Raw genomic sequence first — 25,346 nt, forward strand, 5'->3', positions numbered from 1 at the left:
CCTGTCTTCTTCTGGCCAGAAATATCCCGGGGGTCCGGGGGCAGCGCCCCCGTTCCATCCCTACCGCCAGGTACAACACTGATGCGACTAGACCCCATCGCCGCCCCCACCCCTGCGCGCACGCTGGGCCTGCCGGCGCTCGCCATTCTCGCCACCATCGCCCTCGCGGCGGCACTTGCCGCCATCGCCGGCGCCAACCCGCTCGAGACCTTCGGCCTGATCGTCAAGGGCGCCGTGGGCTCGAAATTCGCCACGCTCGAGACCTTGAACCGCGCCACGCCGCTGATCTTCACCGGCCTCGCCGTGGCCACCGCCTTCCGCGCCCGGCTGTGGAACATCGGCGCCGAGGCGCAGCTCTATGCCGGCGCGCTGATGACCGTGGTGATCGGCACCCAGCTGGGTCTGCCCGGCCCGCTGGCGCTGCCGCTGATGGCGCTCGGCGCCATCGTGGCAGGCGCGCTGGTGCTGCTCGGCCCGGTGCTGCTCAAGACCCGGCTCGGGGTCGACGAGGTGGTCACCACGCTGCTGCTCAACTTCATCATGGCGCTGTTCATCTCCTATCTGCTCGAGGGCCCGCTGAAGGACCCGATGGGCATGGGCTGGCCGAAATCCCCCGCCCTGCCCCGCGACGCCCGCCTGCCGCGCCTCGTTGAGGGGCTGCGGCTGCACTGGGGCTTCGCGCTGGCGCTGATCTGCGCTCTGGGCGTCTGGGTCATGCAGACCCGCACCACGCTCGGCTACGAGATCCGCGCCGTGGGGCAGAACCCGCAGGCGGCGCGCTTCGCCGGCATCCCGGTGGGCCGGGTGCTGATCAAGACAGCGCTGATCTCCGGCGGGCTCGCGGCGCTGGCGGGCTTTTCCGAGGTCGCCGGGCTCAAGGGCAACCTGACCTCCGACCTGAGCCCCGATTTCGGCTATACCGGCATCATCGTCGCCATGCTGGCGCTGCTGCACCCGCTCGGCGTGGTGGTCTCGGCGCTCTTCGTGGCGGGCATCTTCGTCGGCTCCGACAGCATGTCGCGCGCCGCCGAGGTGCCGACCTACATCGCCGACATCCTGCTCGCCGCGGCGTTGCTCTTCATGGTGCTAGCGATCCTTCTCACACGCTACCGGGTGGTGCGCGGATGACCGAGATCGTCGATATCCTGATCTCCGCCAGCTTCTGGGCGGCGGTGCTGCGCATCGCCTCGCCGCTGATCTTCGCCACCATGGGCGAGCTGATCTGCGAACGCGCCGGCGTGCTCAACCTCGGCATCGAGGGCATCATGGTGATCGGCGCCTTCGCCGGCTGGATGACCGTCTACGCGGGCGGAGGCCTCTGGACCGGCGTCGCCGTGGCGATGCTCGCCGGCATGGCCTTCGGCGCGCTGCACGGGCTGCTGACCGTGCCCTTCGGCCTGTCGCAGCACGTGGTGGGCCTCGGCATCACGCTCTTGGCCACCGCCTCGGCCTACTATGCCTACCGGCTCGCCCTGCCCGAGGTCACCAACCCGCCGCGCATCGCGCCGTTCGAGCCGCTGCACATCCCCGGCCTCTCGGACCTGCCGTGGCTCGGCGAGGCGCTGTTCTCTCAGACCGCGCTCACCTGGGCCGGCTTCGCCTGCGTGGCGGCGGTCTCGCTGGTGCTCTACCGCACGCCGCTCGGCCTCGCCCTGCGCGCCGCCGGAGAGAACCCGCACGCGGTCGAGGCGCAGGGCCTGTCGGTCGGCGCGATCCGCATGGGCGCGGTGATCGTGGGCTCGGGGCTGATGGCGGTGGGCGGCGCCTTCCTGACCATGTCGGCCTTCTCGTCGTTCTTCTTCGAGATGGTCAACGGGCGCGGCTGGATCTGCATCGCGCTGGTGGTGTTCGGCGCCTGGAAGCCGGGCAAGGCGCTTCTGGGGGCGCTGCTCTTTGCCGGGTTCGACGCGCTTCAGGTGCGGCTGCAGCAGACCGGCATGGGCCAGGTCGTGCCCTACCAGGTCTTCCTGATGATCCCCTACCTGCTGTCGATCCTCGCCCTGATCCTGATGTCGCGGCGCGCGCAGGTGCCCGCCGCCCTAATGACCCCCTTCAACCGCGGAGACCGCTAACATGGCCAGCTTCGATATTCTCGTCACTGGCGGCACCCTGCCCGATGGCACCGTCAAGGACATCGGCATCACCGGCGACCGCATCGCCGCCACCGGCGACCTGACCGGCGCCGAGGCCGGCGAGGTGATCGACGCGTCCGGCGATCTGGTCTCGCCGCCCTTTGTCGATCCGCATTTCCACATGGACGCGACGCTGAGCTACGGCACGCCGCGGATCAACGCCTCAGGCACCCTGCTCGAGGGCATCTCGCTCTGGGGCGAGCTGAAGCAGATCGCCACCGTCGACGAGATGGTCGCGCGGGCGCTGGCCTATTGCGACTGGGCGGTGAGCATGGGGCTCTTGGCGGTGCGCAGCCATGTCGACACCTGCGACGACGACCTCAAGGGCGTCGAGGCGCTGCTGCACGTGCGCGAGGTGGTGAAGCCCTATCTCGACCTGCAGCTCGTGGCCTTCCCGCAGGACGGCTTCTACCGCGACCCGACGGCGCGCGCCAACACGCTGCGCGCGCTCGACATGGGGGTCGACGTGGTGGGCGGCATTCCGCATTTCGAGCGCACCATGGCCGATGGCGCCGCCTCGGTCCGCGAGCTCTGCGAAATCGCTGCCGAACGCGGCCTGCTGGTCGACCTGCATTGCGACGAGACCGACGACCCGATGTCGCGCCATATCGAAGCGCTGGCCTATGAGACCCAGCGGCTCGGGCTGCAGGGGCGCGTGGCGGGCTCGCACCTGACATCGATGCACTCGATGGACAATTACTATGTCTCGAAACTGCTGCCGCTGATCGCCGAGGCCGGGATCGCGGCGATCCCCAACCCGCTGATCAACATCACCCTGCAGGGGCGGCACGACACCTTCCCCAAGCGCCGCGGCCTGACCCGGGTGAAGGAGATGCAGGCACAGGGCATCACCGTCGGCTGGGGGCAGGATTGCGTGCGCGACCCGTGGTATTCGCTGGGCACCGCCGACATGCTGGACGTGGCCTTCATGGGTCTGCACGTGGCGCAGATGACCTCTCCGCAGGAGATGGCGCGCTGCTTCACCATGGTCACGGAAGAAAACGCCAAGATCATGCATCTCGATGGCTACGGGCTGGCGCAGGGCGACAGGGCCTCGCTGGTGGTGCTCGACGCGGGCTCGAGCATCGAGGCACTGCGGCTCAGGCCGGACCGGCTCTGCGTGATCTCCAAGGGCAAGGTGGTGTCGCGGCAGGCGCGCAACGATGCCCGGCTGACGCTTCCCGGCCGGCCCGCCAGCGTCCGCCGCCGCCACCCGGTCCCGGACGCGTAGCGCCCGGCGGCAGAGGCGGACGGGGGCGCTGCCCGCTGTCGCACCGGAGGTGCGCTTAAAAGAGGGAACCGAAGGTCCTCCTTTAAGAAAGAGGAAGGGGGCGCTGCCCCCTCTTGGCCTGCGGCCAATTCACCCCCCGAGGTATTTTTGAACCAAAGAAGCCAGACGCGCTGCGCCCCTGGCTTCTCTTCGTCAAAAATACTCCCGCCGGAGGCGGGCCGGCCCCCGGGGTCCGCGAAGATCCGCGGCAAGGGCGCGGTCAGGCCACCAGGCGCTCGGCCTTCTTGAGGTCCACCGAGACCAGCTGCGAGACGCCCTGTTCCTGCATGGTGACGCCGTAGAGACGGTCCATGCGCGCCATCGTCACCGCGTGGTGGGTGATGATGAGGAACCGCGTGTCGGTGCGGCGGCACATCTCGTCGAGCAGGTCGCAGAACCGGGTCACGTTGGCGTCGTCGAGCGGCGCATCGACCTCGTCGAGCACGCAGATCGGCGCGGGGTTGGCGAGGAACACCGCGAAGATCAGCGCCAGTGCCGTCAGCGTCTGCTCGCCGCCCGACAGCAGCGACAGGGTGGAGAGCTTCTTGCCCGGCGGCTGGCACATGATCTCGAGCCCGGCCTCGAGCGGGTCGTCGCTCTCGACCATCACGAGATTGGCCTCGCCGCCGTTGAACAGGTGGGTGAAGAGCATCGAGAAGTTGCTGTTCACCTGCTCGAAGGCGGTGAGCAGACGCTCGCGCCCCTCGCGGTTCAGCGCCGCGATGCCGGAGCGCAGGGTCTTGACCGCCTCTTCGAGATCCCGCTTTTCGGAAGCCAGCTGGTCGTGTTCCTCGCGCACCTCCCGCGCGTCTTCCTCGGCGCGCAGGTTCACCGCCCCAAGGGAATCGCGCTGGCGCTTGAGGCGGTTCACCTCGGCCTCGATCTGGTCCGACGGCGGCATCTCGTCCGGGTCGGCCTCGAGCCGGCCGAGCAGCTCCGACGGGGTGGTGTCCTGCTCCTCCTCGATGCGCTCGGCGGCGGCCGTCGCGGTCTCGCGTGCCGCCTCGACCCGGGCCTCGGCGCGGGCGCGAAGCTCGCGCGCCTCGGAGGCGCTGCGCTCGGCGTCGCGCTCGGCCCCGATGGCCTCGCGCAGCTGCGCCTCGGCCTGGGCCAGAGCGTCGCCCGCCACCGTTTTGCGCGCCTCGGCCTCGGCGATCGACTGGCTCAGCTCGTCACGCCGTGCGGCCAGCTCCGCCGGGGCCGCAGCGGCGCGCTCCAGCTCGGCTTCCGCCGCCGCCTTGCGCTCGGCCAGCTCGTCGGTGCGCGAGCGCGCGGTCTCGAGCCGGTGGCGCCAGCCCGACAGGTCCTTGGTGACCTGCTGGCTGCGCGCCTTGCGGGCGTCGCCCTCGCGGCGCAGCTCGTCATGGGCGGAGCGCTTGGTCATCATCGTCATGCGCGCCGCCTCGACGGTCATCTTGATGTCCTCGGCCTCGGCGCGCGCCGCCTCGAGATCGTCCAGCTCCTCGCGCGCGCGCTCGGCCTCGAGCAGCTGCTTGCGCGCGCCGGTGGCCTCGTCCTCGTGGCGGGTCACCGCCATCGCGAGGCTCTCGAGCTTGCCTTCGGCGAGGTTGCGGTCGGCCTCGGCGCGGTTCATCGCGCGGGTGCTCTCGTTGAGCTGCTGGTCGGCCTCGCGTCGCGCCTCGCGCGCCGCCTTGTCGGCGCGGGTCAGCTCGGCCAGCCGCATCACCAGCGCCTCGTGCGCGGTGCGCATTCCCTCCACGCGGGCCTCGGCCTCGGCCATCTCCTGCTTGAGCTCTTCCAGGCGGTTGAGCTGTTCCAGCCGCAGCGCCGCCGCCGAGGGCGCATCCTCGGCCCAGGCGCGGTAGCCGTCCCAGCGCCAGAGGTCGCCCTCGGGGCTGACGAGGCGCTGGCCGGGCTTCAGAAGCGGCTGCAGACGCGGGCCGTCATCGGCCTCGACGAGGCCGATCTGGCCCATGCGGCGCTCGAGCACCTCTGGGACCGAGACGTGGTTGGTCAGCGCGGTGACCCCCGGCGGCAGCGGCTGGTCGCCATCGTAGGGCGGCAGCACCGTCCAGCCGGAGGGCCCGTCGGCCTCGACCTCGGGGGCGCGCAGATCGTCCGCCAGCGCCGCGCCGAGCGCCTTCTCGAAGCCCTGCTGCACCTGAAGGCGGTCAAGGATCTGGCCGCCCTCCGCGGTGTCGCGGTCGAGCAGACGGGCCAGCGCGGTGACCTCGGCGCGCAGGGCGTTGAACTCACCCTCCGCCTCCGAGCGCTCGGCCCGCGCCTCGGCCTCGCGCGATTGCGCGTCAGAGCGCGCCTCGTCCGCATCGGCCAGCAGCGTCTCGCAGCGCTCGGCCATCTCCTGCGCCTCTTCGGCACGGGCGCGCGCCTCGCTGACGCGGTCGGTCGATTCCTCCAGCGTCTCCTTGGCCTCGGCCACCGCCTCGCGGGCGCGACCGGCCTCGCCCTCGTGGCGATCGAGCATCCGGCGGGCGTCGGACAGGAAGCGCTGCGCCGACTGGTGGCGGGCGGCGAGCCGGGCGACATCCTCGGTGTATTGCGTCAGGTCCGCCTCGCGCTCCTGCAGCATGGCCGAGGCCTCGCTGGCGGCCTCGGCCGCCTCGGCGACGCGCGCCTCGTGGCCTGCGCCGGCCCTCTCGAGCTCCTGCGCCTCGCGCTCGAGCCGCTCGATGGTGTCTCCCGCGTCGCGGTTGAGCCCGGCCTCGCGCTCCATGTCATGCGCCATCTGCCCGATGCGGCGGGTCAGCGCGGCGATGGTCTCGGCGGCCTGCCGTTCCTGATCCGCCAGCGCGTCGCGCTGCACGCCGAGGCGCTGCAAGATCGCCACCGCGATGGACTCTTCCTCGCGCAGGGGCGGCAGCGCCTCTTCACGCTCGGCCCGCAGCGTGGCGGCGGCGCGGGCGGTGTTCTCGGCCTGCGCGGCGGTGGTGACGCGCTGGCGATGCTCGGCCTCGGCCTTGAGCCGGCCCTCCTCGGCCTCCTTCCAGCGGCGGTAGAGCAGCAGCCCCTCGGCGCGGCGCAGGTCGGTGCCGATGGCGCGGTAGCGCGCCGCCTGCTTGGCCTGCCGCTCGAGCTGCGAGAGCTGCGCGGCCAGCTGCTCGATCACGTCATCGACGCGCAGCAGGTTGGCCTCGGTGCCGTTGAGCTTCAGCTCGGCCTCGTGGCGGCGCTGGTAGAGGCCCGAGATGCCGGCCGCCTCCTCGAGAATGCGGCGGCGGTTGCGGGGCTTGGCGTTGATCAGCTCGGCGATCTGGCCCTGCCGCACCAGCGCCGGCGAATGCGCGCCGGTCGAGGCATCGGCGAACAGCATCTGCACGTCTCGCGCGCGCACGTCCTTGCCGTTGGTCTTGTAGGCCGAGCCGACATCGCGGGTGATGCGGCGCACGATCTCGAGCTGGTCGCTGTCGTTGAAGCCCGCGGGCGCCAGACGGTCGGAATTGTCCATGGTCAGGCAGACCTCGGCGAAATTCCGCGCCGGGCGCGACGAGGCGCCGGCGAAGATCACGTCTTCCATGCCGGAGCCGCGCATCGCCTTGGCGCGGGTCTCGCCCATCACCCAGCGCAGCGCCTCGAGCAGGTTGGACTTGCCGCAGCCATTCGGCCCGACAACGCCGGTCAGCCCCTCCGAGATGACCAGATCGGTGGGGTCGACGAAGCTCTTGAAGCCCGTGAGTCTGAGGCGGGAAAACTGCAAATCTGGCTGCCCTGATTCATGATTGTCGGGTATTTTCGCTGTCCGCTCGGGGGCGAGTCAAACGCTTTGCGCTGCATATCGCGGAGAGCCGCTTATTATCCACAAGATATTGCGCACGCACGACGAAAACGGGATCTTGACGAAACGCGTGTTAGCGCTTTTCATCGCTTAGCCTGCGAGGAGCTGCCCCATGTCTCTAGCCATTCGACCGATCTCGCCCCGTGACCCGCGCGCGCGGGCTTTGCTGAGCGAAAGCCACGCCTTGATGAACGCGTTGTTTCCGATGGACGAAAACCACTGCCTCGACGTCGAGGCGCTCTGTGCCGAGGGCATTACCTTCTATGGCGCCGAAGAGGAAGAGGGGGGCGAACTGCTCGGCTGTGCGGCGCTGGCCCGGCGCGACGGCTATGGCGAGGTGAAGTCCATGTTCGTGGCCCCGGTGGCGCGCGGCATCGGCGTGGCGCGGCGGCTGCTGTCCCACATCGAACACGCGGCGCTGAGCGAGGGGCTGCCGATGCTGCGACTCGAGACCGGCGACAAGCTGGCCGCCGCGGTCTCGCTCTACGAAGAATCGGGCTTTACCCGGCGGCCGCCCTTCGGCGCCTACGAAGACAGCCCGTCGAGCATCTTCTACGAGAAACCAGTCGCCGAACCCGCGCGCGGCTGAGCCCCGGCGCGCCCTGCTTTCTGCGCGTCCCAGGCCTCAATACCCCCGACACTCGAGCTCGGCGCTGCCGCCAAGCCCGGCGCTGGCATAGCCATTGAAGATCGCGCAGGAGATCCGCCCGCGGCGCGGCTTCTTCGGGGACGGGGCGCCGTCGCAGGACAGCCCCATCACCAGCACCGCGGGATCGCCGGTGACCCAGTCGGGTTCGCAGCCCGTCTGCAGGAAGGCGGCCTTCTGCGCCCGTTCGGCGATCGGGTCGAACCGGGCCGGGAATTCCGGGCTGATACGGGTCGCCTCGGCAATGGCGCCGTTGACCCGCAAAAGGAAGCGCGAGCCTTCAACCTCGATCCGCTGCGCCGGAAGGCCGCGAAACCCCGGCCCGCCCGTGTTGCAGGCGGCGCTCAGCAGGAACAGGATGATCACCAAGCCTCTCATGCCGCACCATAGGCCGGCCTTGGTTAACAACCCGCTAACCAACCTGCGGCATCCGGCCGGAGGGCTCACGGCGCCGCAGGGCCAGTGCGCCGGTCCGCCCTCGAAGAGCCGCACCCAAGACAGGCCTCAGGTCCGAGTAACGAAAAGAGTGACCGCGTGCCCTGCCGGACACGCAATCCTGTATCGCGCCATGGTGATGGAACGGCGGCGGTCCGGGATGGTTGACCTCGAGCACAGAGGAGTGCCCCATGTCCGATCCCATGCCCAGATACGAGACCCGTCCCCGCCGCCCGCTTGGCCCCGACTGGCGCTGGCTGCTGGTGCTTGGCGCCTTGCTCATCGTGGGCGGCATCGTCGCTTTTCTGAACCCCTTCGCCGCCTCGCTGACCGCCGTGGCCATTGCTGGCAGCATCCTTCTGCTGGGCGGGGTGCTGCAGCTCTGGATCGCGTTTCAGGATGACGGCCCGGGCTCTGCGCGGCTCGTCTCGGGTTTGCTGGGCCTGATCGTGCTGGCCTTCGGCATCGCCCTGCTGGCGAACCCGCTGGCGGGGATCGTGTCGCTCACCCTCATCATCGCGGGCTTCTTCATGGCCGTCGGGCTGCTGCGCCTCGTGCTTGCCTTTCAGCTGCGCGAGCGGCGCGGCTGGGGCTGGCTGGCACTTGCAGGGGCGATCTCCATGGCCTTGGGCCTCTGGATCATCCTCGCCATCCCGGAAGCCGGCGCCGGAATCCTCGGGATCTTCCTTGGCGTCGAACTGCTCACCTCCGGCATCGGCGTCGCAGCGCTGGCCTGGCGGCTGCGCTAGAACGGTCTCAGAACCGGATCTCGACGCCCGGCAGGTCGAGCGTACTCATCAGGTCGCGCAGCTCCTGACGCGCGGCCACGTTCGAGATATTGAGCTGCTTGACGCCGATATCCTTGAGATCGAGCAGCGTCAGGCCGCGCGGGAACAGCTCGCGGAAGATCACCCGCTCGGAGAAGCCCGGCGCGATGCGGAACCCGATGCGCTTGGACAGCCGCTCGAGCGCCTTTTCCATCTTCATCTTGTTGATCATCTGCTGCGCACCGAGGCGGTTGCGCAGCACGATCCAGTCAATCGGCTTCAGGCCCGCCTGCGCGCGCAGCTGGCGGGCGCTCCAGACCATCTCGGAATAGACCGACGGACCAAGGATCTTCTCGCCATCGCCGTCGATATGGGCCAGCAGGTCGAAATCGATGAAGCTGTCGTTGAGCGGCGTGATCAGCGTGTCGGCCAGCGTGTGCGCGACCTGGCTCAGCCGGGTGTGCGAGCCGGGGCAGTCGATCAGGATGAAGTCGCTGTCGGCCTCGAGCATCGACACGGCCTTGCTCAGGCGGTGGTCATAGACGTTTTCGCCCGGCGCCAGTTCTGAGGGGTCTACCTGCGGCAGCTCGATGTAATGCGGGCTGGGCAGTTCGAGCCCCTCGCTCTCGAGGAAGCGGCGGCGGTTGTCGCAATAGCGGCCGGTGGTCTGCTGGCGCAGGTCGAGATCGAGCGCCCCGACCCGGTAGCCCAGCCGGGCAAGCGCGGTGGCCACGTGCATCGAGACGGTGGATTTCCCCGCCCCGCCCTTCTCGTTCCCGACGACGATGATATGTGCCACGCTACCCTCTTGTCCTGACGACCACATGTACCGCTGTGGTCCCGGTCGGGCTACCGTATCTGGTGGAAGCCAACAAGCAAAGTCTTGCCGATGCCGCAACGGCACGGCAGGCCGCGACCGTGTTCCACGTGCCGCAAATCCGGTCGCCGGACAGCAAAAAGCCCGGCCAGAAGCCGGGCTTTTCAAAACTCTCGAGGACCTTGCGGGTCAGTGCAGCTTGGCACCGACTTCGGCGATCGACTCGTCGATCATCCGGTCCTTGTCTGCAGCGCTGGTCTGCTGCGCGATGACATCGCGGGCAGCTGCCACGGCCACGACTGCGGCACGGTCGCGCACTTCCTTCACGGCCGATGCCTGAGCCGAAGCGATGTGATCGTCGGCGGCAGCAAGACGGCGTGCGATGGCATCCTTGAGGTCCTTGCGGGCCTGCTCGGCGGCCATCTCGGCCTCTTCCTTGGCATTCGCAACGATGCGATCGGCCTGTGCCGAGACCTCGTGCTGCTTGCGCTCGTAGGAGGCAAGAAGCGACTGGGCCTCTTCACGCAGCGCGCGCGCTTCGTCGAGTTCGCTGCGGATGTCGTCGGCCCGCTTGTCCAGCAGCTTGCCCAGCATGCCCGGGACCTTGAAATAGGCCAGGACAGCAAGGAAGAGCAGGAACCCGAGCAGCACGACGAAGTCGGTGTTGCGCAGCGAGAAGAACGGGCCGGACGCCGCCAGCGCAGGGCTGGCAAGGCTTGCGCCGAGGGCGCTGGTGATGATCAGCTTACGCATCGGCTCACCCTTTCATCCGGTTGTCGACAGCCGTCGAGATGGCTGCCTGATCCGCCGTGCCACCGAGCACGGCCACGATGGCCTCCGCGGTGTCCTTTGCGACGATCTCGACATTCGCGAGGGCCGAGGCACGGATTTCGGCGATGGCCGCTTCCGACTCGGCGGTCTTTTCCGCGATCTGGGCGTCCGCTTCGCGGGTCGCCTCGTCGAGTTGCGCCTTGATCTCGTCGCGGGTTTGCTGACCGATGGCCTGAGCCTCGGCACGAGCGTCCGCGAGCGCCTTGTCGTACGCCGCTTCAGCGTCGGCGGCTTGGCGCTTCAGCTCCTCTGCGGCGGCGATGTCATTCGTGATCGTGCCCTGGCGCTCGGCCAGGACCGAAGCGATCCGCGGCAGAGCGATGCGCGACAGCACGAAGAAAATCACCACGAGCGTGATGACAAGCCAGAAAACCTGGTTCGGGATCCACTCGGCGCACAGCTGCGGCATACCGATGGCAGAGCCATGGCTGTCGACGCAGGCGCTCGTGAATTCTCCGGCGATGGGTTCTGTCGCCATGTCGTCCTCCGTCGGAACGTTGTCTCTACATCGGGCGGCCCGTCAGGGACGCGACCGCCCGCGCGTAAGGATTATCGTTCCGTCGATTAGACGGCGAACATCAGCAGCAGAGCAACGAGGAAGGAGAAGATGCCCAGTGCTTCGGCGAACGCGATGCCGATGAACAGGGTCGCGGTCTGCGACGCGGCAGCCGAGGGGTTGCGCAGCGCGCCGGCGAGGAAGTTCGCGGCGACGTTGCCCACACCAAGTGCGGCGAGACCGGTGCCGAGACCTGCGAGACCTGCGCCGATGTGTGCGAGTTGACCTTCCATGGTGGTATCTCCTTACGTGTGGAAGTGATCGATAGGGGTGTTCTTCGGGGTAGAGCGGGGCGTGCGCCCCGCCGCTACGTCAGTGGTGCGGATGCAGTGCGTCCTTGAGGTAGACGCAGGTGAGGATCGTGAAGACGTAGGCCTGGATGAAGGCCACGAGGACCTCGAGCCCGTAGATCGCGGTGATCGCCACGATGGTCAGCGGCGAGATCGCGGCGACGGCAGCGAAGCCTGCGAACACCTTGAGAACCGCGTGGCCTGCCATGACGTTGCCGGCAAGACGAATGGAGTGGCTCACCGGGCGCACGAAGTACGAGATGATCTCGATGATCGCGAGGACCGGGCGCAGCGCCAGCGGCGCCGACGACACCCAGAACAGGCTCAGGAAGGAGGCGCCGTTCTTGACGAAGCCGAGCACGGTCACGCCGATGAAGACGCAGAGCGCGAGAACCACGGTCACCGCGAAGTGCGAGGTGGTGGTGAAGCTCATCGGGATCAGGCCGAGGAAGTTGGCGATCACAATGAACATGAACAGCGTCATGATGTAGGGGAAGTAGACGAGGCCGTCCTTGCCGGTCACGTCTTCGACCATCTTGTAGATGAAGCCATAGGCGAGCTCGGCGACCGACTGGCTGCGCGAGGGGATCACCGCGCGGCGCGAGGTGCCAAGCACCATCAGAGCGACGATCGCGAGGATCGCGATGAGCATCCACAGGGTGACGTTGGTGATGGTGAACATGCCGACCGCGCCATCGCCGAACAGCGGCTTGACGATGAACTGGTCCATCGGGTGGAAGACGAGACCACCCGTTTCGGCGGCGTTCTCTGCGCCGTGTCCGGCCATCTCAGCACCGTGCGTTGCTTCAGTCGCCATTGCGATCCCTCTTCTCGTCTTCTCCGGCCTGCCTGGCCAGTTGCGCCTGCTGGATTTCGGCGGCGCTGCGCAGCATCACCCGGATACCCGCCACGATCCCCAGCAATGTGAACAGCACCATGAGGAACGGGGTTGTGCCGAGCAGCACGTCGAGCCCGTATCCGATGCCAAAGCCGATCCCGAGACCGGCAACCATCTCCGTGACCATCCGCCAGGCGAGCTGCGCCTGGGAATGGTGTTCCTCCTGATGGACCTTATCGCTTGCCCGGGCGGCCTTGGCCGCCGCGATCTTCGCCTCCAGCGCATCGAGTTGCTGCTTCGGATCGGGGTCGCTCACGGTTTATCCCAAAAGGAGTTTCGCGATGTTGCTATGCGGCGGGGCGCCCCGAGTCAAGAACTGGTGAACGGAAGCTGGGTCTCGGGTAAGTGCCTGATATATCGCCTATTTTATTTCAAGACCCGCGCTGGCGCGACCGCCTTACCGCCAAGTTAGCGCCAGCACCGGCGCATATCCTTATTCAACTGCGCGGTTGAGCATAGCCCGGAGCGGCTTGACGCCGCCGCCGCCGGCACCGCTTATGGCGCCATGACCGACACGCTTTCCGCCGTCTTCGCAGCCCTCGCCGATCCCACCCGCCGCCGCATCCTCGCGATGCTGCTCGAGGATGACATGGCGGTGACCGACGTGGCCGAGCCCTTCGAGATGTCCCTCGCGGCGGTCTCCAAGCATCTTGCCCTTCTCGCCGCGGCTGGCCTGATCAGTCAGGAAAAGCGCGGTCGGGTGAAGTGGTGCAAACTCGAGCCGGACGCGCTGCGCGAGGCCTCGGTCTGGATGGTGGGCTTCGGGCTTGTCGAGCCGGTCAACCTCGACGCGTTCGAGCGTTTCCTCGCCGAGGAACTGGGGACCGGTCACGCGACCGAGGGCGAGAGCGTCACTCGTCCTTGAGAAGCAGCAACAGCGCCACCACGGTCAGACCCACGCCAACGAGGATCATTGCCGGCGGCACCCCCTGCCCCAGCGCCAGCGTCCAGAGGATGACCCAGGACGGTGTGAGGTAGGTGTAGGCCATGACCTTGGCCGAGGGCAGGCGCAGGGCCGCGAACTGCAGGAGCACGAAGGTCGCCGCGGTTGCGGCCACGGCGGTGTAGGCGATGGTGATCCAGACGATCGGCGGCAGCGCCGCCCAGTCCGTCGCTATCAGGGCCGGCCAGCCCCAGATCAGCAGCAGCACCATACCCGCGAGGTTGGTCCAGAGCGTGAAGACCAGCGCTGGCTCGCCACGATTGAGCTTGCGCACCATCGGCGCATAGATAGCGTGCGCGGCACAGCCGACGAAGTAGACCGCCTCGCCGCGCCCGACACCGAACCGCAGCGCCTCCTGAAGGCTGCCGTCGAAGATCACCCAGAGCGCTCCGACGGCGCCCACCGCGAGGGCAAGCGCCATGCGCCTGGTCATACGCTGCCGCATCAGCAGCCAGCCAAAGCCCGCCGCCATCACCGGCGTCAGGGTAAAGACCGCCGACATGCTCACCGGGGCGGCGGTCTTCAGGCCCTCGAACATCAGCACGAAATACCCGATCATCAGTCCGCCAAGCACGAGGTAGCGCCATGGCGCCTCGAGCGACGCCCGCGTCACCTTTCCGCTCGCCGCCGCCACGCCCGACAGGATCAGCCCCGCCAGCACGAAGCGCACCGCGTTCAGCGCCGTCGGCGCGATATGCGGCGCGGCGAGCGATCCAATGGCGAAGGAGCCCGCGACGAGCGCCGAAAAGCTCAGCATCGCGAGGTGGCCCTGACTTGCGGGGCTCACGTCCGGCCCCGCTCCGTCGCGTAATCCTTGAGGTGTTTCAGGAAGGCCTGAACCTTGGGCGTGCGGTGCAGGTCGACATGGGTCACCAGCCAGAGCGGCGAGGACCAGTCTTCCTGCGCGGGCAGGATCTGCACCAGATCCGGATCGGCGCGCCCCTCCTGCTCGGACATGAAGCCAAGCCCGGCGCCGGCGCGCACCGCCTCCTGCTGCACGCGGCCATCCTCGGCGCGGAACACCACGCGCTCGAACGGCACGGTCTTCTTCATCCAGATGGCGTAGGGCGCGCGGGAATCGGGATCGTCATAGCCGACGAAATCATGGGTCTGCAGCGCCTCGACGCTGTCGGGCTTGCCGTGCCGCTCGATGTAGCTGCGCGACCCGAAGAGGGCCACCGCCTGCCGCGCGAAGGGCTGCACCACGTTGTCCGGCTCCTGCGGCGCCGATCCGGCCCGCAGCGCCACATGCGCCTCGCCATATTCGAGGCGGAACAGCCGAGTGCCGGTCAGGTAGCGCACCACGATCTCGGGATGCGCCTCGCGGAACGATTGCAGCGCGCCGACCATCAGCGGCGAGAAATTGATCAGGGAGGTGACGAGAAGTTCGCCCGAGACCCCCTCGCCCTGCCCCTTGATGCGGCCGGCGAGCTGCTGGAACTGGTCATCGGTGGCCTGCGCCACCCTTGCAAGATCCTGCCCGGCTTCGGTGGGGGTGTAGCCGCGGGCGTGGCGCTGAAAGAGCTTCACGCCCATGCGCGCCTCGAGCGCATCGATATGCCGGATCACCGTGGCGTGGTGCACGCCGAGAACCTCGGCCGCGCCGCTGACGGTTCCCAGTCGCGCCACCTGGTAGGCGGTGCGGATCTCATCCCAGTTGGTCATTCAAAGTCCACGCTTCGGATCACACTCTCCCCGGTATGGTACGAACCGCGACCGCGTTGCAAGCGCGCGTCATGAAAAGCGAATTTCGAAGCACGATGGCAGAGGACCGGAGAGACCTACGGTGCATCCCAGATCAGCGATGCACGACAAAAAAATGCGCCCTCGCAAGCGGGGCGCATTTCTTTTTCGTATCGGCGAGGCCTGAAAGACCCCGGCCCGATCAGCAATAAGCTCAGTCGCTCGACGAGCTGCTGGACGAGCCGTCCGAGGACGCCGCGATCAGCGCGATCAGGGCAGCGCCACCGACGACGGCAGCAACGGTGCCGGCGTTTGCCGACGAACCGGCCGGTGCGGCCAGCGCGTAGGGATCGTCTTCCACGACGACTGCGGTCGGGCCAGCTGCGTATGCTGCGGAGGAAGCAACCATGCCGAGGAGGGCGGCGGAGGTCATAAGGGACTTAAGTTTCATTCTTCACCTCAATAATGAGCGTTTCTCGTACGTTCCTTAGCGGCAAAAAGCCGAATCAACCAGCTTGAATTCTCGCACCGGCAGCATTCCGCGCTCAAAATAACCACGTGTGCTATTTTTGCGCAGTTTGCCTTGTCCGACGCCCAACCTCGAAGCAGTGTCCGCGTGCCAGTGCCGCCGCACCCCAAACTAGAACGTCAGCCGCATCGCGACAACCGCCGGGTTCGACAATTGCCGCATGTGCACACACGCCCGCACCGCCTCTAAAGCTTGACTCGCAGGCCCGCACGCCGTATCCGCGGGGCGACTCCGGAAGCCGTATAGCGCCTCCGGTCCCTTGGGGTCTGCCCGGGATCGCCCTCCGTCAGCGCGTTGCGCCCACGGGGGCCATTCTGCATTGCCCCGATGACTCATCGCGCCGCCACCCCTATCTCGGGAGGGCACAAGGACAACAGACGGGAGGCCAGCGGCCCCATGTTCGAGAATCTATCAGAGCGCCTTGGCGGCGTCTTCGACCGGCTGACGAAACAGGGCGCGCTGTCCGAGGACGACGTCCGCACCGCGCTGCGCGAAGTGCGCGTCGCCCTGCTCGAGGCCGACGTCTCGCTGCCGGTGGCGCGGCAGTTCATCAAGGCGGTCGAGAAGAAGGCCACCGGCGCCGCGGTCACCAAGTCGGTCACGCCGGGCCAGCAGGTCGTCAAGATCGTCCATGACGAGCTGATCGCCGTGCTCGCCGGCGAAGGCGAGCCGGGCACGCTGCGCGTCGACAGCCCGCCCGCCCCGATCCTGATGGTCGGCCTGCAGGGCGGCGGCAAGACCACCACAACCGCCAAGCTCGCCCGGCGTCTCAAGGAGCGCGACGGCAAGAAGGTCCTGATGGCCTCGCTCGACGTCAACCGCCCCGCCGCCATGGAACAGCTCGCCATCCTCGGCACCCAGATCGGCGTCGACACGCTGCCGATCGTCAAGGGCGAGGACCCGGTCGCCATCGCCAAGCGCGCCAAGACCCAAGCGGGCCTCGGCGGCTATGACGTCTACATGCTCGACACCGCCGGTCGCCTGTCGATCGACGAGGAGCTGATGGCGCAGGTCGAGGCGGTGCGCGACGTCGCCAACCCGCGCGAGACGCTGCTGGTGGTCGACGGCCTCACCGGTCAGGACGCCGTGCACACCGCCGAGAACTTCGACACCCGCATCGGCATCACCGGCGTGGTGCTGACCCGGATGGACGGCGATGGCCGCGGCGGCGCGGCGCTGTCGATGCGCGCGGTGACCGGCAAGCCGATCAAGTTCGTCGGCCTCGGCGAGAAGATGGACGCGCTCGAGACCTTCGAGCCGGACCGTGTCGCGGGCCGCATCCTCGGCATGGGCGACATCGTCGCGCTGGTCGAGAAGGCGCAGCAGACGCTCGAGGCCGAGCAGGCCGAGCGCATGATGAAGCGCTTCTCCAAGGGTCAGTTCAACATGAACGACCTGAAGATGCAGCTCGAGCAGATGATCAAGATGGGCGGCATGGAAGGCATGATGCAGATGCTGCCCGGTGCCGCCAAGATGGCCAAGCAGATGGACGGTGCGGGGATCGACGACAAGATCCTCAAGCAGCAGATCGCCCTCATCAACTCCATGACCAAGAAAGAGCGCGCCAACCCGCAGCTTCTGCAGGCCTCGCGCAAGAAGCGCATCGCCAAGGGCGCGGGCATGGAAGTGTCGGATCTCAACAAGCTGCTCAAGATGCAGCGTCAGATGTCCGACATGATGAAGAAGATGGGCAAGATGGGCAAAGGCGGCATGCTGAAACAGGCCATGAAGGGCATGTTCGGCAAAGGCGGAATGCCCGAGGGCATGGACCCCAACCAGATGGACCCCAAGGCGCTGGAACAGGCGGCCAAGGCGATGGGCGGCCGGATGCCCGGCGGCCTGCCCGGCATGGGCGGCGCCGGCGGCCTGCCCCCCGGCCTGAGCGGCATGGGCAAGAAGAAGTAGCCCCGTGCCCGCCCCCGCCCTCCATACCCCGCGGCTGACCCTGCGAGGCCACGTGATGGCCGATCTCGAGGCGCTTTGCGACCTGTTCGAGACCGACCGCGCGTGCTTCATGGGTGGCCCGCTTCCGCGCAAGCAGGCGTGGCGCCTGTTCGCGTCCGAGGTGGGCATGTGGGATCTGCGGGGCTTCGGCCACTGGGGCATCGAAACCAAGGACGGCACGTTCGTCGGTCAGGTCGGCCTGTCGCAGCCGCCGCATTTCCCCGAGACCGAAATCGGCTGGACCCTTCTCGAGGGCGCCGAGGGCAAGGGCTATGCCGCCGAGGCGGCACAGGCGGCACTGCACTGGGCGTGGGAGAACGGCTTCGAGACGCTCGTCTCCTACATCACCCCGGGCAACGACCGCTCCGTCGCGCTGGCCGAGCGTCTTGGCGCCACGCCGGACGCGACCGCGCCACGGCCCGACGGGGAGAGCGCGTCCGAGACGCTGGTCTACCGTCACCGCGCCGATGCGGATGGCAGCCCGGAGGCCTACGCATGATCGTGCCCAACGCCCCCCGCCTCGAGACCGAGCGCCTGATCCTGCGCGGCCCGGAGCCCTCCGATGCCGAGCCGATGATCGCCTTCCTGCTCGACCGCGAACGCGCCGACGGTTTCGGCGGCTACGACCATCGCGGCGACGCGTGGCGCTGGTTCGCGCTCAATATCGGCCACTGGCAACTGCGCGGCTACGGCTACTTCACCATCGAGCTGAAAGAGACCGGCACCCCCGCCGGCATCTCCGGCATCTGGAACCCCGAGGGCTGGCCCGAGCCGGAAATCGGCTGGGTGGTCTTCGAGGGCTTCGAGGGCCGCGGCATCGCCCGCGAGGCCGCCGAACGCGTGCGCCGTTACGCCTACGAGGATCTCGGCCTGACCACGCTGACCTCGAACATCGTGCCGGGCAACACCCGCTCGGTGGCACTGGCCGAGCGCATGGGCGCCACCTACGAGCGCACCTACATGAACTACAGCATGGGCGAGGACATGCTCTATCGCCATCCCGGCCCCGATGAGGTGCTGGGATGAGTGTCGACGTGCCCGTGCTCGAAACCGACCGCCTCGTGCTGCGCGCGCCCGAGCCGCAGGACTACCCGGATTTCAAGGCGACCTTCGCCTCGTATCGCTCGCGCTTCATGGGCGGGCCGCTCAACGCGTACGAGGCATGGATGCTCTACGCCGCCGAGATCGGCCACTGGGAGATCCGCGGCTACGGCATGTGGATGGTGCACCAGCGCGACACCGGCGAGACCGTCGGCATGGCAGGCGGCTGGTGCCCGGCCAAATGGCCCGAGCGCGAGATCGCGTGGATCATCTGGCCCGACAAGGCCGGCAAGGGCTTTGCGCTCGAGGCCACCCACCGCGTGCGCGCGCATTTCTACGAGGACAAGGGCTGGGAGACCGCGGTCAGCTATATCGACCCCAAGAACCTCGACTCGATCCGCCTCGCGGAACGGCTTGGTGCGACGAAGGACGCCGAGGCGCCCTCGATCGACGGCTCGGACGCGGTCTATCGTCATCCCGCCCCGGCGGCGCTGCGCGGCACGCAGCTCGCCCACGGCATCGACATGGAAATCGCGAATTTCCAGGATCCCCTGTTCAAACCGAAAGGCTGGGCCATTGACTGAGACCCATGATCCGGTGGCACGCGCTTCAGCGCTGCTCAAGGAACACCGCGAAAGCATCGACCGGCTGGATGCGATCCTCGTCTTCACGCTGGCCGAGCGGTTCAAGCACACCCAGGCCGTGGGCGTCCTCAAGGCGCAACACGACCTGCCCCCTTCCGACCCCGCGCGAGAAGAAAAGCAGATCGCGCGGCTGCAGGATCTTGCGGAGACGGCGGACCTCGACCCCGACTTCGCCAAGAAATTCCTGAATTTCGTCATTCAGGAAGTCATCAAGCACCACGAACAACACCAATCGTAAGGCCGGCCCAACCGGCACGACTCAACGCCATTTGATAAGGAGAAACTGAAATGGCCATCAAGATTCGTCTCGCCCGCGGCGGCTCCAAGAAGCGCCCCCACTACGCCATCGTGGCATCCGACTCGCGCATGCCGCGCGACGGCCGCTTCGTGGAGAAGCTCGGCACCTACAACCCGCTGCTCGCCAAGGATGACGAGCGCCGCGTGGTGATGGACATCGAGCGCGTGCAGTACTGGCTCGGCCAGGGCGCCCAGCCCACCGACCGCGTTGCGCGCTTCCTCGAGTCCGCCGGCGTGACCGAGAAGAAGACCCGCAACAACCCCAACAAAGCCAAGCCGGGCAAGGCCGCTCAGGAGCGCGCCGAAGCGCGCGCTGCCAAGGCCGCCGAAGCTGCCGAGGCATCCGAAGAGGCCTCCGCCGAGTAATTTCGGCGGCCTTTCGGCAACACAGGCGCAGCGGGGCACCCCCCGCTGCGCTTTTTTTGTTTTCCCGCAGTAGGAAAGAGACTCAAAGGCGCTACACTACGAATCGCATCGCCCCAGACAGGAGCCGCCCGATGACACGCCTTCGCACAGCCACAGCCCTTGCGCTTGCCCTGCTTGCCGCGCCCGCCATGGTGAGCGCGCAGGAGGCGACATCGCTGCTCGACACCTCCGCTGACGCCACCGCCTCCGAGGCGACGTTCTCGACCCAGGGCACCCGTCAGCGGGGCTTCGTCTTCAGCCTGCGCGGCGGCGTCGGCATGGAGCCCAAGTATCTCGGGTCCGACGAATACGGCGTGACCCCGGATCTGGGCTTCCGGTTCCACGGCCTGCGCCTCTCGGACGGTCTGGATTTCGGCGACAGCGACGCCTGGAACGATTTCCGCGGCTTCGACGTGCACGGCTCGTTCGATTACATCGGCAAGCGCGACGCCTCGGAATATGACGACCTCGATGGCATGGACGATATCGATGCCACGGTCGAGCTGGGCATGGGCGTCGGCTACACCGCCGAGAACTACCGCACCTATGCCGACGTGCGCCGCGGGTTTGGCGGCCATGAGGGCTGGGTCGGTGAAGCCGGGTTCGATTTCATCTCCCGCCCCACCAGCGACTGGCGCCTGAGCATGGGCCCGCGGCTCTACTGGGGCAACGACGAGGTGGCCGACACCTATTTCGGCGTCTCCGCCTCCGAGGCCACCGGCGACCGCCCGGCCTATGATGCCGATGGCGGCCTGCTGGGCGCCGGGGCCGAGTTCGTGGCCCGTTACCAGATCAATCGTGACTGGGGCCTCGAGGGTGGCGTGGAATATCGCTCGCTGCTCAACGACGCCGCCGACAGCCCGATCGTCGACGACGGCGCGCAGGATCAGTGGAGCGTGCGCTTCGGTGTCATCCGCGTGGTCCGCCTCAACTTCTGAGCCGGCGTCGATTGCCAAGCGTTGCGGCTGTGGTCTATCCAGTGGCGCGGTGAACCGGGCATGAGCGAGGCCAGTGTGAGCGAAACTATCTGTGTCGGAACGATTGCAGGCGCCTTCGGGGTGAACGGCGAGGTGCGGCTCAAGAGCTTCACCGCCGAGCCCGAGGCGCTGGCCGAGTATGCGCCGCTGACCACCGAAGACGGCAGCCGCAGCTTCGAGGTGCAGATCACCCGCCCGGTGAAGGGGGGCTTTGCCGCCCGTCTCTCTGGGGTGCGCAGCAAGGAAGAGGCCGACGCCCTTCGCGGCACAGGGCTCTATGCCCCGCGCGACAGGCTGCCTGCCCTGCCCGATGACGAGTTCTACCACACCGACCTGATCGGCCTTGCGGTCTATGACACCGGCGGCGTCGAGCTTGGCCGGGTCAAGGCGGTGCTCAACCACGGATCCACCGACCTGCTCGAACTGACGATGCCCGGCCAGCCGAAGACCGTGCTGCTGCCGTTTACCCGCGAGGCGGTGCCGACCGTGGACCTGGCCTCGGGGCGCATCGTCGCCGACCCGCCGGAGGGCCTGCTCGAATGACCCGCGTGGTCATTCATGCAGGCTTTCACAAGACAGGGACCACCAGCGTCCAGAGCACCCTCCGCGCCAATCGCGCGCTGCTCGCGCCGCATCTGCGGGTCTATCTCAAGGCGGATTTCGAGGGCCTGACCGATGCCACGCGCGCCTATTGCGCCGCGCCGGACAGCGAAGAGGCGCTCAGTGCGGTGGGGCGCTACGCCATGCGCTTCTTTCGTCGCATCGCGCGCGACGACCCGCGGCCGGTTCTGATGTCCTCCGAAGACCTGTCGGGCCACCTGCCCGGCCGCCGGCGCCATCCCGGCTATCACGCCGCGCCGCAGATCATGTCGGTGATCGCCGAGAACGCGCGCCACCGGTTCGGGGATTCGCTCGATCTGGTATTCTTCTTCTCGACCCGGGACAGCGACACCTGGCTGCGCTCGACCTGGTGGCAGAATCTGCGCAGCACCCGGCTGACCGACGATCTTGATCGCTACGCCGCCCGCCCCGAGGTTGCCACAGATCTGATGCAGACCGTCGAAGCGGTTGCAGAGGCGGTCTCCCCGGCGCGCGTGGTGTCGGAATCGCTCGACCTCAGCCGCGACAGACCGGAGGGGCCGCTGTCGCCCTTGCTCGACCTCATCGCGCTGGACCCCGAAATCCGGGCGGCGCTGACGATGCTGCCGCCGGTCAATGCTCAGCCGGTGGCCGGGCTCGACGAGGTGTTCGTGGCGCTCAACCGCAGCGCGCTCAGCGAGGAAAACCTGCGCGAGGCGAAGAAAGCGCTGCGCAGAATCGCGAACGAACAGGGCCAATGACCCGTAATCGTTACTAAAAGGTAAACGGATCAAAAAGTCTCCCCACGACCGGCAATAATTTGCCATAATGAGAATCGATTTGAGATTGTTCATTGGTAAAAAGGGGGCGTTTTATGGTCCCGGCGATTCATCGCGCGTATTTGTCGTGCGTCCCGACAGCTTCAACCCTGATCATTTTTGGTCCGTCAGACGTGCGGAGGCTGCAGTCATGATGCAGCTCACGTTCCTCTCGAGCATCGGTTTGGCAACCTTCCTTGCCCTGTTCCTCGCTCAGTTTCCCCGCTTCCTCCCACGCGCGGCTGCGGCCCCGACGCCGACGCTTCTGACGCCTGCGGCGTGCCGCCGTCCGCCCTCCGACCTTCCGGCCCTCTCCCGGCTGCGCGCGGATCTCGCCGCCTGGCTCACGGCACCGGAGGAGCGGCGGGACCCCGTGGTTCCGCATGAACCCGAGTCCCCCGCCCAGGCCCGCAGCCGGGTGTTCCGGCGCATCATGACGTCGTGGCACGCCGACGCGGTGGAGCAGCTCGACGAGAGGCAGCTGCAGTCGTTGTGGCTGCTGCGAGAGCTGATCTCGGCCGATTGCTGCCGGGCCGGCGAACTGGCGCAGCGCTTTCGCAAACCCGATGCGGTGCTCGCCATCCGCGACCGCATCCGCGAGATCGACGCGCACCATGCGCGGTTCGAAGCGCAAAGAGCCGCGTTCCTTGCCACCTCCGCCATGTGGGCGAGGCAATCCGCCGCCGCGCAGGACCGCCCGCTCGTCGACGCCCTGCGCGCGCTCGCTGCGCCGGATCCCGACCTGTGGCACAAGGTGATCGCGGAGCACGACCTCGCCGACCCAGCACAAGCGAGCGCCGCGCTCTGGTGCGCCCGGCAGGTCGGGTGCGAGCGTGCCAGCGTCGCGCTCTATCTCAGCCGCGTCGCCGAGGCAGACCGTCTCACCATCGCCCTGCGCAGCGGCGAGACAGACTGGCTCGACGGGGTGCGCGCCGTGATCCGGAGCTGGAACGCCGGGGTCTATACCAGCCGTACGATCGGACTGGCGCCCGAGGATGCGGCGAGCCATGCGGCACCGGCGCTCTCGGCCCAGCTCGATACGCTCGCAGAGCAGACCGGTGACCCGCGCTGGCCGGAACCCGACGATATCTTCGTCGCGTATCACGGCACCGCCGCGCGCCCCCGCGACATCTGGGATCTGCGCACCGGTCGGCTGACCGCACCGCCGCGCCTCGAGCACTATATCGAGATGGAGTGACCGCACGCCGCTTGAGCCGTCCCGCCGCTGCGGCTACAGGAAGCGCATGAGCGAGACACCCAAATCCCATGGTCGCAAGACCATCCGCCCGAGCCTCAAGCCGCGCGAGCTGATGACCGACCGCCCGGCGCTGGCCCGCGCCTGGACCGCGCAGGTCATCACCCTCTTCCCCGAGGCCTTTCCGGGCGTGCTCGGCCTGTCGCTGACCGGCAAGGCCCTGCAGGACGGGATCTGGCAGCTCGATCCGGTGAACCTGCGCGAGTTCGGCGAGGGCAAGCACCGCAATGTCGACGACACCCCCGCGGGCGGCGGCGCCGGCATGGTGCTGCGCCCCGACGTGATGGGCCGCGCCCTCGAGACCGCGCGCCGCAAGATCTCGGGCGCCGCGCCGATCATCTACCTGTCCCCGCGGGGACGCCGTTTCGATCAGCCGATGGCGCGCCGGCTCGCGCAGGCTCCGGGCGTAACGCTGATCTGCGGCCGCTTCGAGGGCCTCGACCAGCGCGTGCTCGATCACTACGGCGTCATGGAGGTCTCGCTCGGGGACTACGTGCTGACCGGCGGCGAGCTTGCCGCGCAGGCCATGCTAGACGCCACCGTGCGCCTGCTGCCCGGCGTGCTCGGCAATGCCGACTCGATCGAGGAAGAGAGCTTTTCGCACGGGCTGCTCGAGCATCCGCAATACACCCGCCCCGCGGAATGGCAGGGCCACGAGATCCCGCCGGTGCTGCTTTCGGGCCATCACGGCGAGATCGAGAAGTGGCGCCGCCAGCAGTCGGAAGAGATCACCCGGGCCCGGCGTCCCGACCTCTGGGAGGCGCATGAACAGGCGCTGTCCGAGAGCCCGAAAAACAAGCGCTGAGCCAGGCTCCGTTCGCGCCGAAATGCCTTGATTTGCGGGCCGAGGCGGCTTAACAGGGCGCATTCACGGCTTCGGGGCGACTCGGGGCCGTCTGATATTGGTGACCGGGTTGCCGGCAGACCTGCCGCAGCGCGCCGCCACAAAACAAAGAACAGCCGACGCATCTGTGCCTGCACAGCTCTGCCCAGGACATCACCCGCGGGAAAACCGTGAAGAATAAGGAGAAGGTCAGATGGATCTGATCGCACAGCTCGAGGCGGAACAGATTGCCGCCCTGGGGAAAGACATCCCCGACTTCAAGCCCGGCGACACCGTGCGCGTCGGCTACAAGGTGACCGAAGGCACCCGTACCCGTGTGCAAAACTACGAAGGCGTCTGCATCAGCCGCAAGAACGGCGCGGGCATCGCGGGTTCGTTCACCGTTCGCAAGATTTCCTTCGGTGAAGGCGTGGAGCGTGTGTTCCCGCTGTACTCGACCAACATCGACTCGATCACCGTCGTGCGCCGCGGCCGCGTCCGTCGCGCCAAGCTCTACTACCTCCGCGCGCGTCGTGGCAAATCCGCCCGTATCGCGGAAGACACCAACTACAAGCCGCTCGCCGGCGCCGACGCATAAGGAGCGACGTCATGAAAAAGGGCATCCACCCCGAGTACCACGTCATCGACGTCAAGATGACCGACGGCACCATCTACCAGACCCGCACCACCTGGGGCAAAGAAGGCGACACCCTGTCGCTCGACGTCGACCCGACCGTGCACCCGGCATGGAACGGCGGCAACTCGCGCCTCATGGACACCGGCGGCCGCGTGTCGAAGTTCAAGAAGAAATACGAAGGCCTCGGCTTCTGAGCCCACGCCTTTCGGTATCGCGAAACGCCGTCCCTCGGGGCGGCGTTTTTCGTTTCTGGCGAGCGCTTGGGAGGCTCTGCCATGGACGCGGAGGAATATCCTTCCGCCTCCGGCATTGGTCCGAGACGGATTTCCCACCCGCTCGGAAACAGGCACACGCTTATTCCGTTTCCCCCTTCAC

30 protein-coding genes are annotated in these 25,346 nt (G+C 67.7%); 19 read left to right on the forward strand and 11 right to left on the reverse strand.

Translation table 11 applies throughout. The features are described from left to right. Positions 1-81 precede the first annotated feature (81 nt). The 3 genes from LCM15_RS16530 to LCM15_RS16540 are packed head-to-tail and all read left to right on the forward strand — an operon-like array spanning position 82 to position 3,363. Complete coding sequence (locus LCM15_RS16530) at positions 82-1,128, forward strand: ABC transporter permease (protein ID WP_224858340.1); 1,047 nt, start codon at positions 82-84, stop codon at positions 1,126-1,128. Continuing rightward, positions 1,125-2,072 carry an ABC transporter permease gene (locus LCM15_RS16535; protein WP_224858342.1) on the forward strand — a complete coding sequence of 316 codons (948 nt, stop codon included), beginning with the start codon at positions 1,125-1,127 and terminating at the stop codon, positions 2,070-2,072. The genes LCM15_RS16530 and LCM15_RS16535 overlap by 4 nt, the downstream gene beginning before the upstream one ends. Position 2,073: 1 nt before the next feature. Next, complete coding sequence (locus LCM15_RS16540; protein WP_224858344.1) at positions 2,074-3,363, forward strand: amidohydrolase family protein; 1,290 nt, start codon at positions 2,074-2,076, stop codon at positions 3,361-3,363. Positions 3,364-3,622: 259 nt separating this feature from the next. Here LCM15_RS16540 and smc read toward each other — a convergent pair whose 3' ends face one another. Further along, positions 3,623-7,078, reverse strand: coding sequence for a chromosome segregation protein SMC (gene smc, locus LCM15_RS16545; RefSeq protein WP_224858346.1), 3,456 nt, complete (start codon positions 7,076-7,078; stop codon positions 3,623-3,625). A 190-nt stretch (positions 7,079-7,268) separates the two neighbouring features. Between smc and LCM15_RS16550 the strand changes: the two genes are divergently transcribed. Next, positions 7,269-7,745, forward strand: coding sequence for a GNAT family N-acetyltransferase (locus tag LCM15_RS16550; RefSeq protein ID WP_224858348.1), 477 nt, complete (start codon positions 7,269-7,271; stop codon positions 7,743-7,745). Positions 7,746-7,781: 36 nt separating this feature from the next. Here the strand turns inward: LCM15_RS16550 and LCM15_RS16555 are convergent, their stop codons facing one another. Next, positions 7,782-8,180: a hypothetical protein gene (locus LCM15_RS16555; protein ID WP_224858350.1), complete on the reverse strand. Its 399-nt coding sequence runs from the start codon at positions 8,178-8,180 to the stop codon at positions 7,782-7,784. Positions 8,181-8,428: 248 nt separating this feature from the next. On the opposite strand from LCM15_RS16555, the gene LCM15_RS16560 reads away from it, so the two are divergent. Then, on the forward strand, positions 8,429-8,986 hold the full coding sequence (locus LCM15_RS16560; RefSeq protein ID WP_224858352.1) for an HdeD family acid-resistance protein: 558 nt from the start codon (positions 8,429-8,431) through the stop codon (positions 8,984-8,986). Positions 8,987-8,993: 7 nt separating this feature from the next. Here LCM15_RS16560 and LCM15_RS16565 read toward each other — a convergent pair whose 3' ends face one another. From LCM15_RS16565 to LCM15_RS16590, 6 genes are all read right to left on the reverse strand, one after another. Beyond that, positions 8,994-9,803: a division plane positioning ATPase MipZ gene (locus LCM15_RS16565; protein WP_224858354.1), complete on the reverse strand. Its 810-nt coding sequence runs from the start codon at positions 9,801-9,803 to the stop codon at positions 8,994-8,996. Between the two features lie 207 nt (positions 9,804-10,010). Then, positions 10,011-10,574, reverse strand: coding sequence for a F0F1 ATP synthase subunit B (locus LCM15_RS16570; RefSeq protein WP_224858355.1), 564 nt, complete (start codon positions 10,572-10,574; stop codon positions 10,011-10,013). 4 nt (positions 10,575-10,578) lie between these two features. Further along, positions 10,579-11,130, reverse strand: a complete 552-nt coding sequence (locus LCM15_RS16575; RefSeq protein ID WP_224858357.1) for a F0F1 ATP synthase subunit B' — start codon at positions 11,128-11,130, stop codon at positions 10,579-10,581. Positions 11,131-11,216: 86 nt separating this feature from the next. After that, entirely contained in the window at positions 11,217-11,441 is a 225-nt protein-coding gene (locus tag LCM15_RS16580; RefSeq protein ID WP_007796655.1) for a F0F1 ATP synthase subunit C, read from the reverse strand. A gap of 79 nt (positions 11,442-11,520) precedes the next feature. Next, positions 11,521-12,315 carry a F0F1 ATP synthase subunit A gene (locus LCM15_RS16585; protein WP_412103298.1) on the reverse strand — a complete coding sequence of 265 codons (795 nt, stop codon included), beginning with the start codon at positions 12,313-12,315 and terminating at the stop codon, positions 11,521-11,523. Continuing rightward, the gene (locus LCM15_RS16590; RefSeq protein WP_224858359.1) at positions 12,305-12,652 is read right to left on the reverse strand and encodes an AtpZ/AtpI family protein; all 348 of its coding nucleotides are present in this window, start codon (positions 12,650-12,652) and stop codon (positions 12,305-12,307) included. The genes LCM15_RS16585 and LCM15_RS16590 overlap by 11 nt, the downstream gene beginning before the upstream one ends. Positions 12,653-12,901: 249 nt before the next feature. On the opposite strand from LCM15_RS16590, the gene LCM15_RS16595 reads away from it, so the two are divergent. Further along, positions 12,902-13,261 carry an ArsR/SmtB family transcription factor gene (locus LCM15_RS16595; RefSeq protein WP_224858361.1) on the forward strand — a complete coding sequence of 120 codons (360 nt, stop codon included), beginning with the start codon at positions 12,902-12,904 and terminating at the stop codon, positions 13,259-13,261. On the opposite strand, the gene LCM15_RS16600 is transcribed toward LCM15_RS16595, so the two are convergent. The 3 genes from LCM15_RS16600 to LCM15_RS16610 all read right to left on the reverse strand — a co-directional run bounded on the left by LCM15_RS16600 (position 13,248) and on the right by LCM15_RS16610 (position 15,473). Then, entirely contained in the window at positions 13,248-14,096 is an 849-nt protein-coding gene (locus LCM15_RS16600) for a DMT family transporter (protein ID WP_224858427.1), read from the reverse strand. The two genes, LCM15_RS16595 and LCM15_RS16600, sit on opposite strands and share 14 nt — an antisense overlap. Positions 14,097-14,122: 26 nt before the next feature. Beyond that, complete coding sequence (locus tag LCM15_RS16605; RefSeq protein ID WP_224858363.1) at positions 14,123-15,004, reverse strand: LysR family transcriptional regulator; 882 nt, start codon at positions 15,002-15,004, stop codon at positions 14,123-14,125. A gap of 232 nt (positions 15,005-15,236) precedes the next feature. Then, positions 15,237-15,473: a hypothetical protein gene (locus LCM15_RS16610; protein ID WP_224858365.1), complete on the reverse strand. Its 237-nt coding sequence runs from the start codon at positions 15,471-15,473 to the stop codon at positions 15,237-15,239. 474 nt (positions 15,474-15,947) lie between these two features. Here LCM15_RS16610 and ffh point away from each other — a divergent pair, with 474 nt between their 5' ends. From ffh to rpmE, 13 genes are all read left to right on the forward strand, one after another. Then, the gene (gene ffh / locus LCM15_RS16615) at positions 15,948-17,456 is read left to right on the forward strand and encodes a signal recognition particle protein (RefSeq protein WP_224858367.1); all 1,509 of its coding nucleotides are present in this window, start codon (positions 15,948-15,950) and stop codon (positions 17,454-17,456) included. Positions 17,457-17,460: 4 nt separating this feature from the next. After that, positions 17,461-17,994 (forward strand): GNAT family N-acetyltransferase, encoded by a 534-nt coding sequence (locus LCM15_RS16620; RefSeq protein WP_224858369.1) that lies wholly within the window; start codon positions 17,461-17,463, stop codon positions 17,992-17,994. Beyond that, positions 17,991-18,521 (forward strand): GNAT family N-acetyltransferase, encoded by a 531-nt coding sequence (locus tag LCM15_RS16625; RefSeq protein WP_224858371.1) that lies wholly within the window; start codon positions 17,991-17,993, stop codon positions 18,519-18,521. Before LCM15_RS16620 ends, LCM15_RS16625 begins: the two co-directional genes overlap by 4 nt. Further along, entirely contained in the window at positions 18,518-19,120 is a 603-nt protein-coding gene (locus LCM15_RS16630) for a GNAT family N-acetyltransferase (protein ID WP_224858373.1), read from the forward strand. The genes LCM15_RS16625 and LCM15_RS16630 overlap by 4 nt, the downstream gene beginning before the upstream one ends. Then, a complete protein-coding gene (locus tag LCM15_RS16635; RefSeq protein WP_224858374.1) occupies positions 19,113-19,418 on the forward strand; it encodes a chorismate mutase in 306 nt (101 codons plus the stop codon). The genes LCM15_RS16630 and LCM15_RS16635 overlap by 8 nt, the downstream gene beginning before the upstream one ends. A gap of 50 nt (positions 19,419-19,468) precedes the next feature. Continuing rightward, positions 19,469-19,843: a 30S ribosomal protein S16 gene (gene rpsP, locus LCM15_RS16640; RefSeq protein ID WP_224858376.1), complete on the forward strand. Its 375-nt coding sequence runs from the start codon at positions 19,469-19,471 to the stop codon at positions 19,841-19,843. Between the two features lie 131 nt (positions 19,844-19,974). Further along, a complete protein-coding gene (locus LCM15_RS16645; protein ID WP_224858378.1) occupies positions 19,975-20,820 on the forward strand; it encodes a MipA/OmpV family protein in 846 nt (281 codons plus the stop codon). 60 nt (positions 20,821-20,880) lie between these two features. Next, positions 20,881-21,402: a ribosome maturation factor RimM gene (gene rimM, locus LCM15_RS16650; protein ID WP_224858380.1), complete on the forward strand. Its 522-nt coding sequence runs from the start codon at positions 20,881-20,883 to the stop codon at positions 21,400-21,402. Beyond that, a complete protein-coding gene (locus LCM15_RS16655; RefSeq protein ID WP_224858382.1) occupies positions 21,399-22,199 on the forward strand; it encodes a hypothetical protein in 801 nt (266 codons plus the stop codon). The genes rimM and LCM15_RS16655 overlap by 4 nt, the downstream gene beginning before the upstream one ends. Positions 22,200-22,407: 208 nt before the next feature. Then, positions 22,408-23,454 carry a hypothetical protein gene (locus LCM15_RS16660; RefSeq protein WP_224858384.1) on the forward strand — a complete coding sequence of 349 codons (1,047 nt, stop codon included), beginning with the start codon at positions 22,408-22,410 and terminating at the stop codon, positions 23,452-23,454. A gap of 46 nt (positions 23,455-23,500) precedes the next feature. Then, positions 23,501-24,316, forward strand: a complete 816-nt coding sequence (trmD, locus tag LCM15_RS16665) for a tRNA (guanosine(37)-N1)-methyltransferase TrmD (RefSeq protein ID WP_224858386.1) — start codon at positions 23,501-23,503, stop codon at positions 24,314-24,316. A 232-nt stretch (positions 24,317-24,548) separates the two neighbouring features. Continuing rightward, entirely contained in the window at positions 24,549-24,932 is a 384-nt protein-coding gene (gene rplS / locus LCM15_RS16670) for a 50S ribosomal protein L19 (protein ID WP_224858387.1), read from the forward strand. Positions 24,933-24,943: 11 nt separating this feature from the next. Next, on the forward strand, positions 24,944-25,165 hold the full coding sequence (gene rpmE, locus LCM15_RS16675; RefSeq protein ID WP_224858388.1) for a 50S ribosomal protein L31: 222 nt from the start codon (positions 24,944-24,946) through the stop codon (positions 25,163-25,165). Positions 25,166-25,346 lie beyond the last annotated feature (181 nt).

The sequence above is a fragment of the Salipiger bermudensis genome, from assembly GCF_020171625.1.
Taxonomy (GTDB): domain Bacteria; phylum Pseudomonadota; class Alphaproteobacteria; order Rhodobacterales; family Rhodobacteraceae; genus Salipiger; species Salipiger bermudensis_B.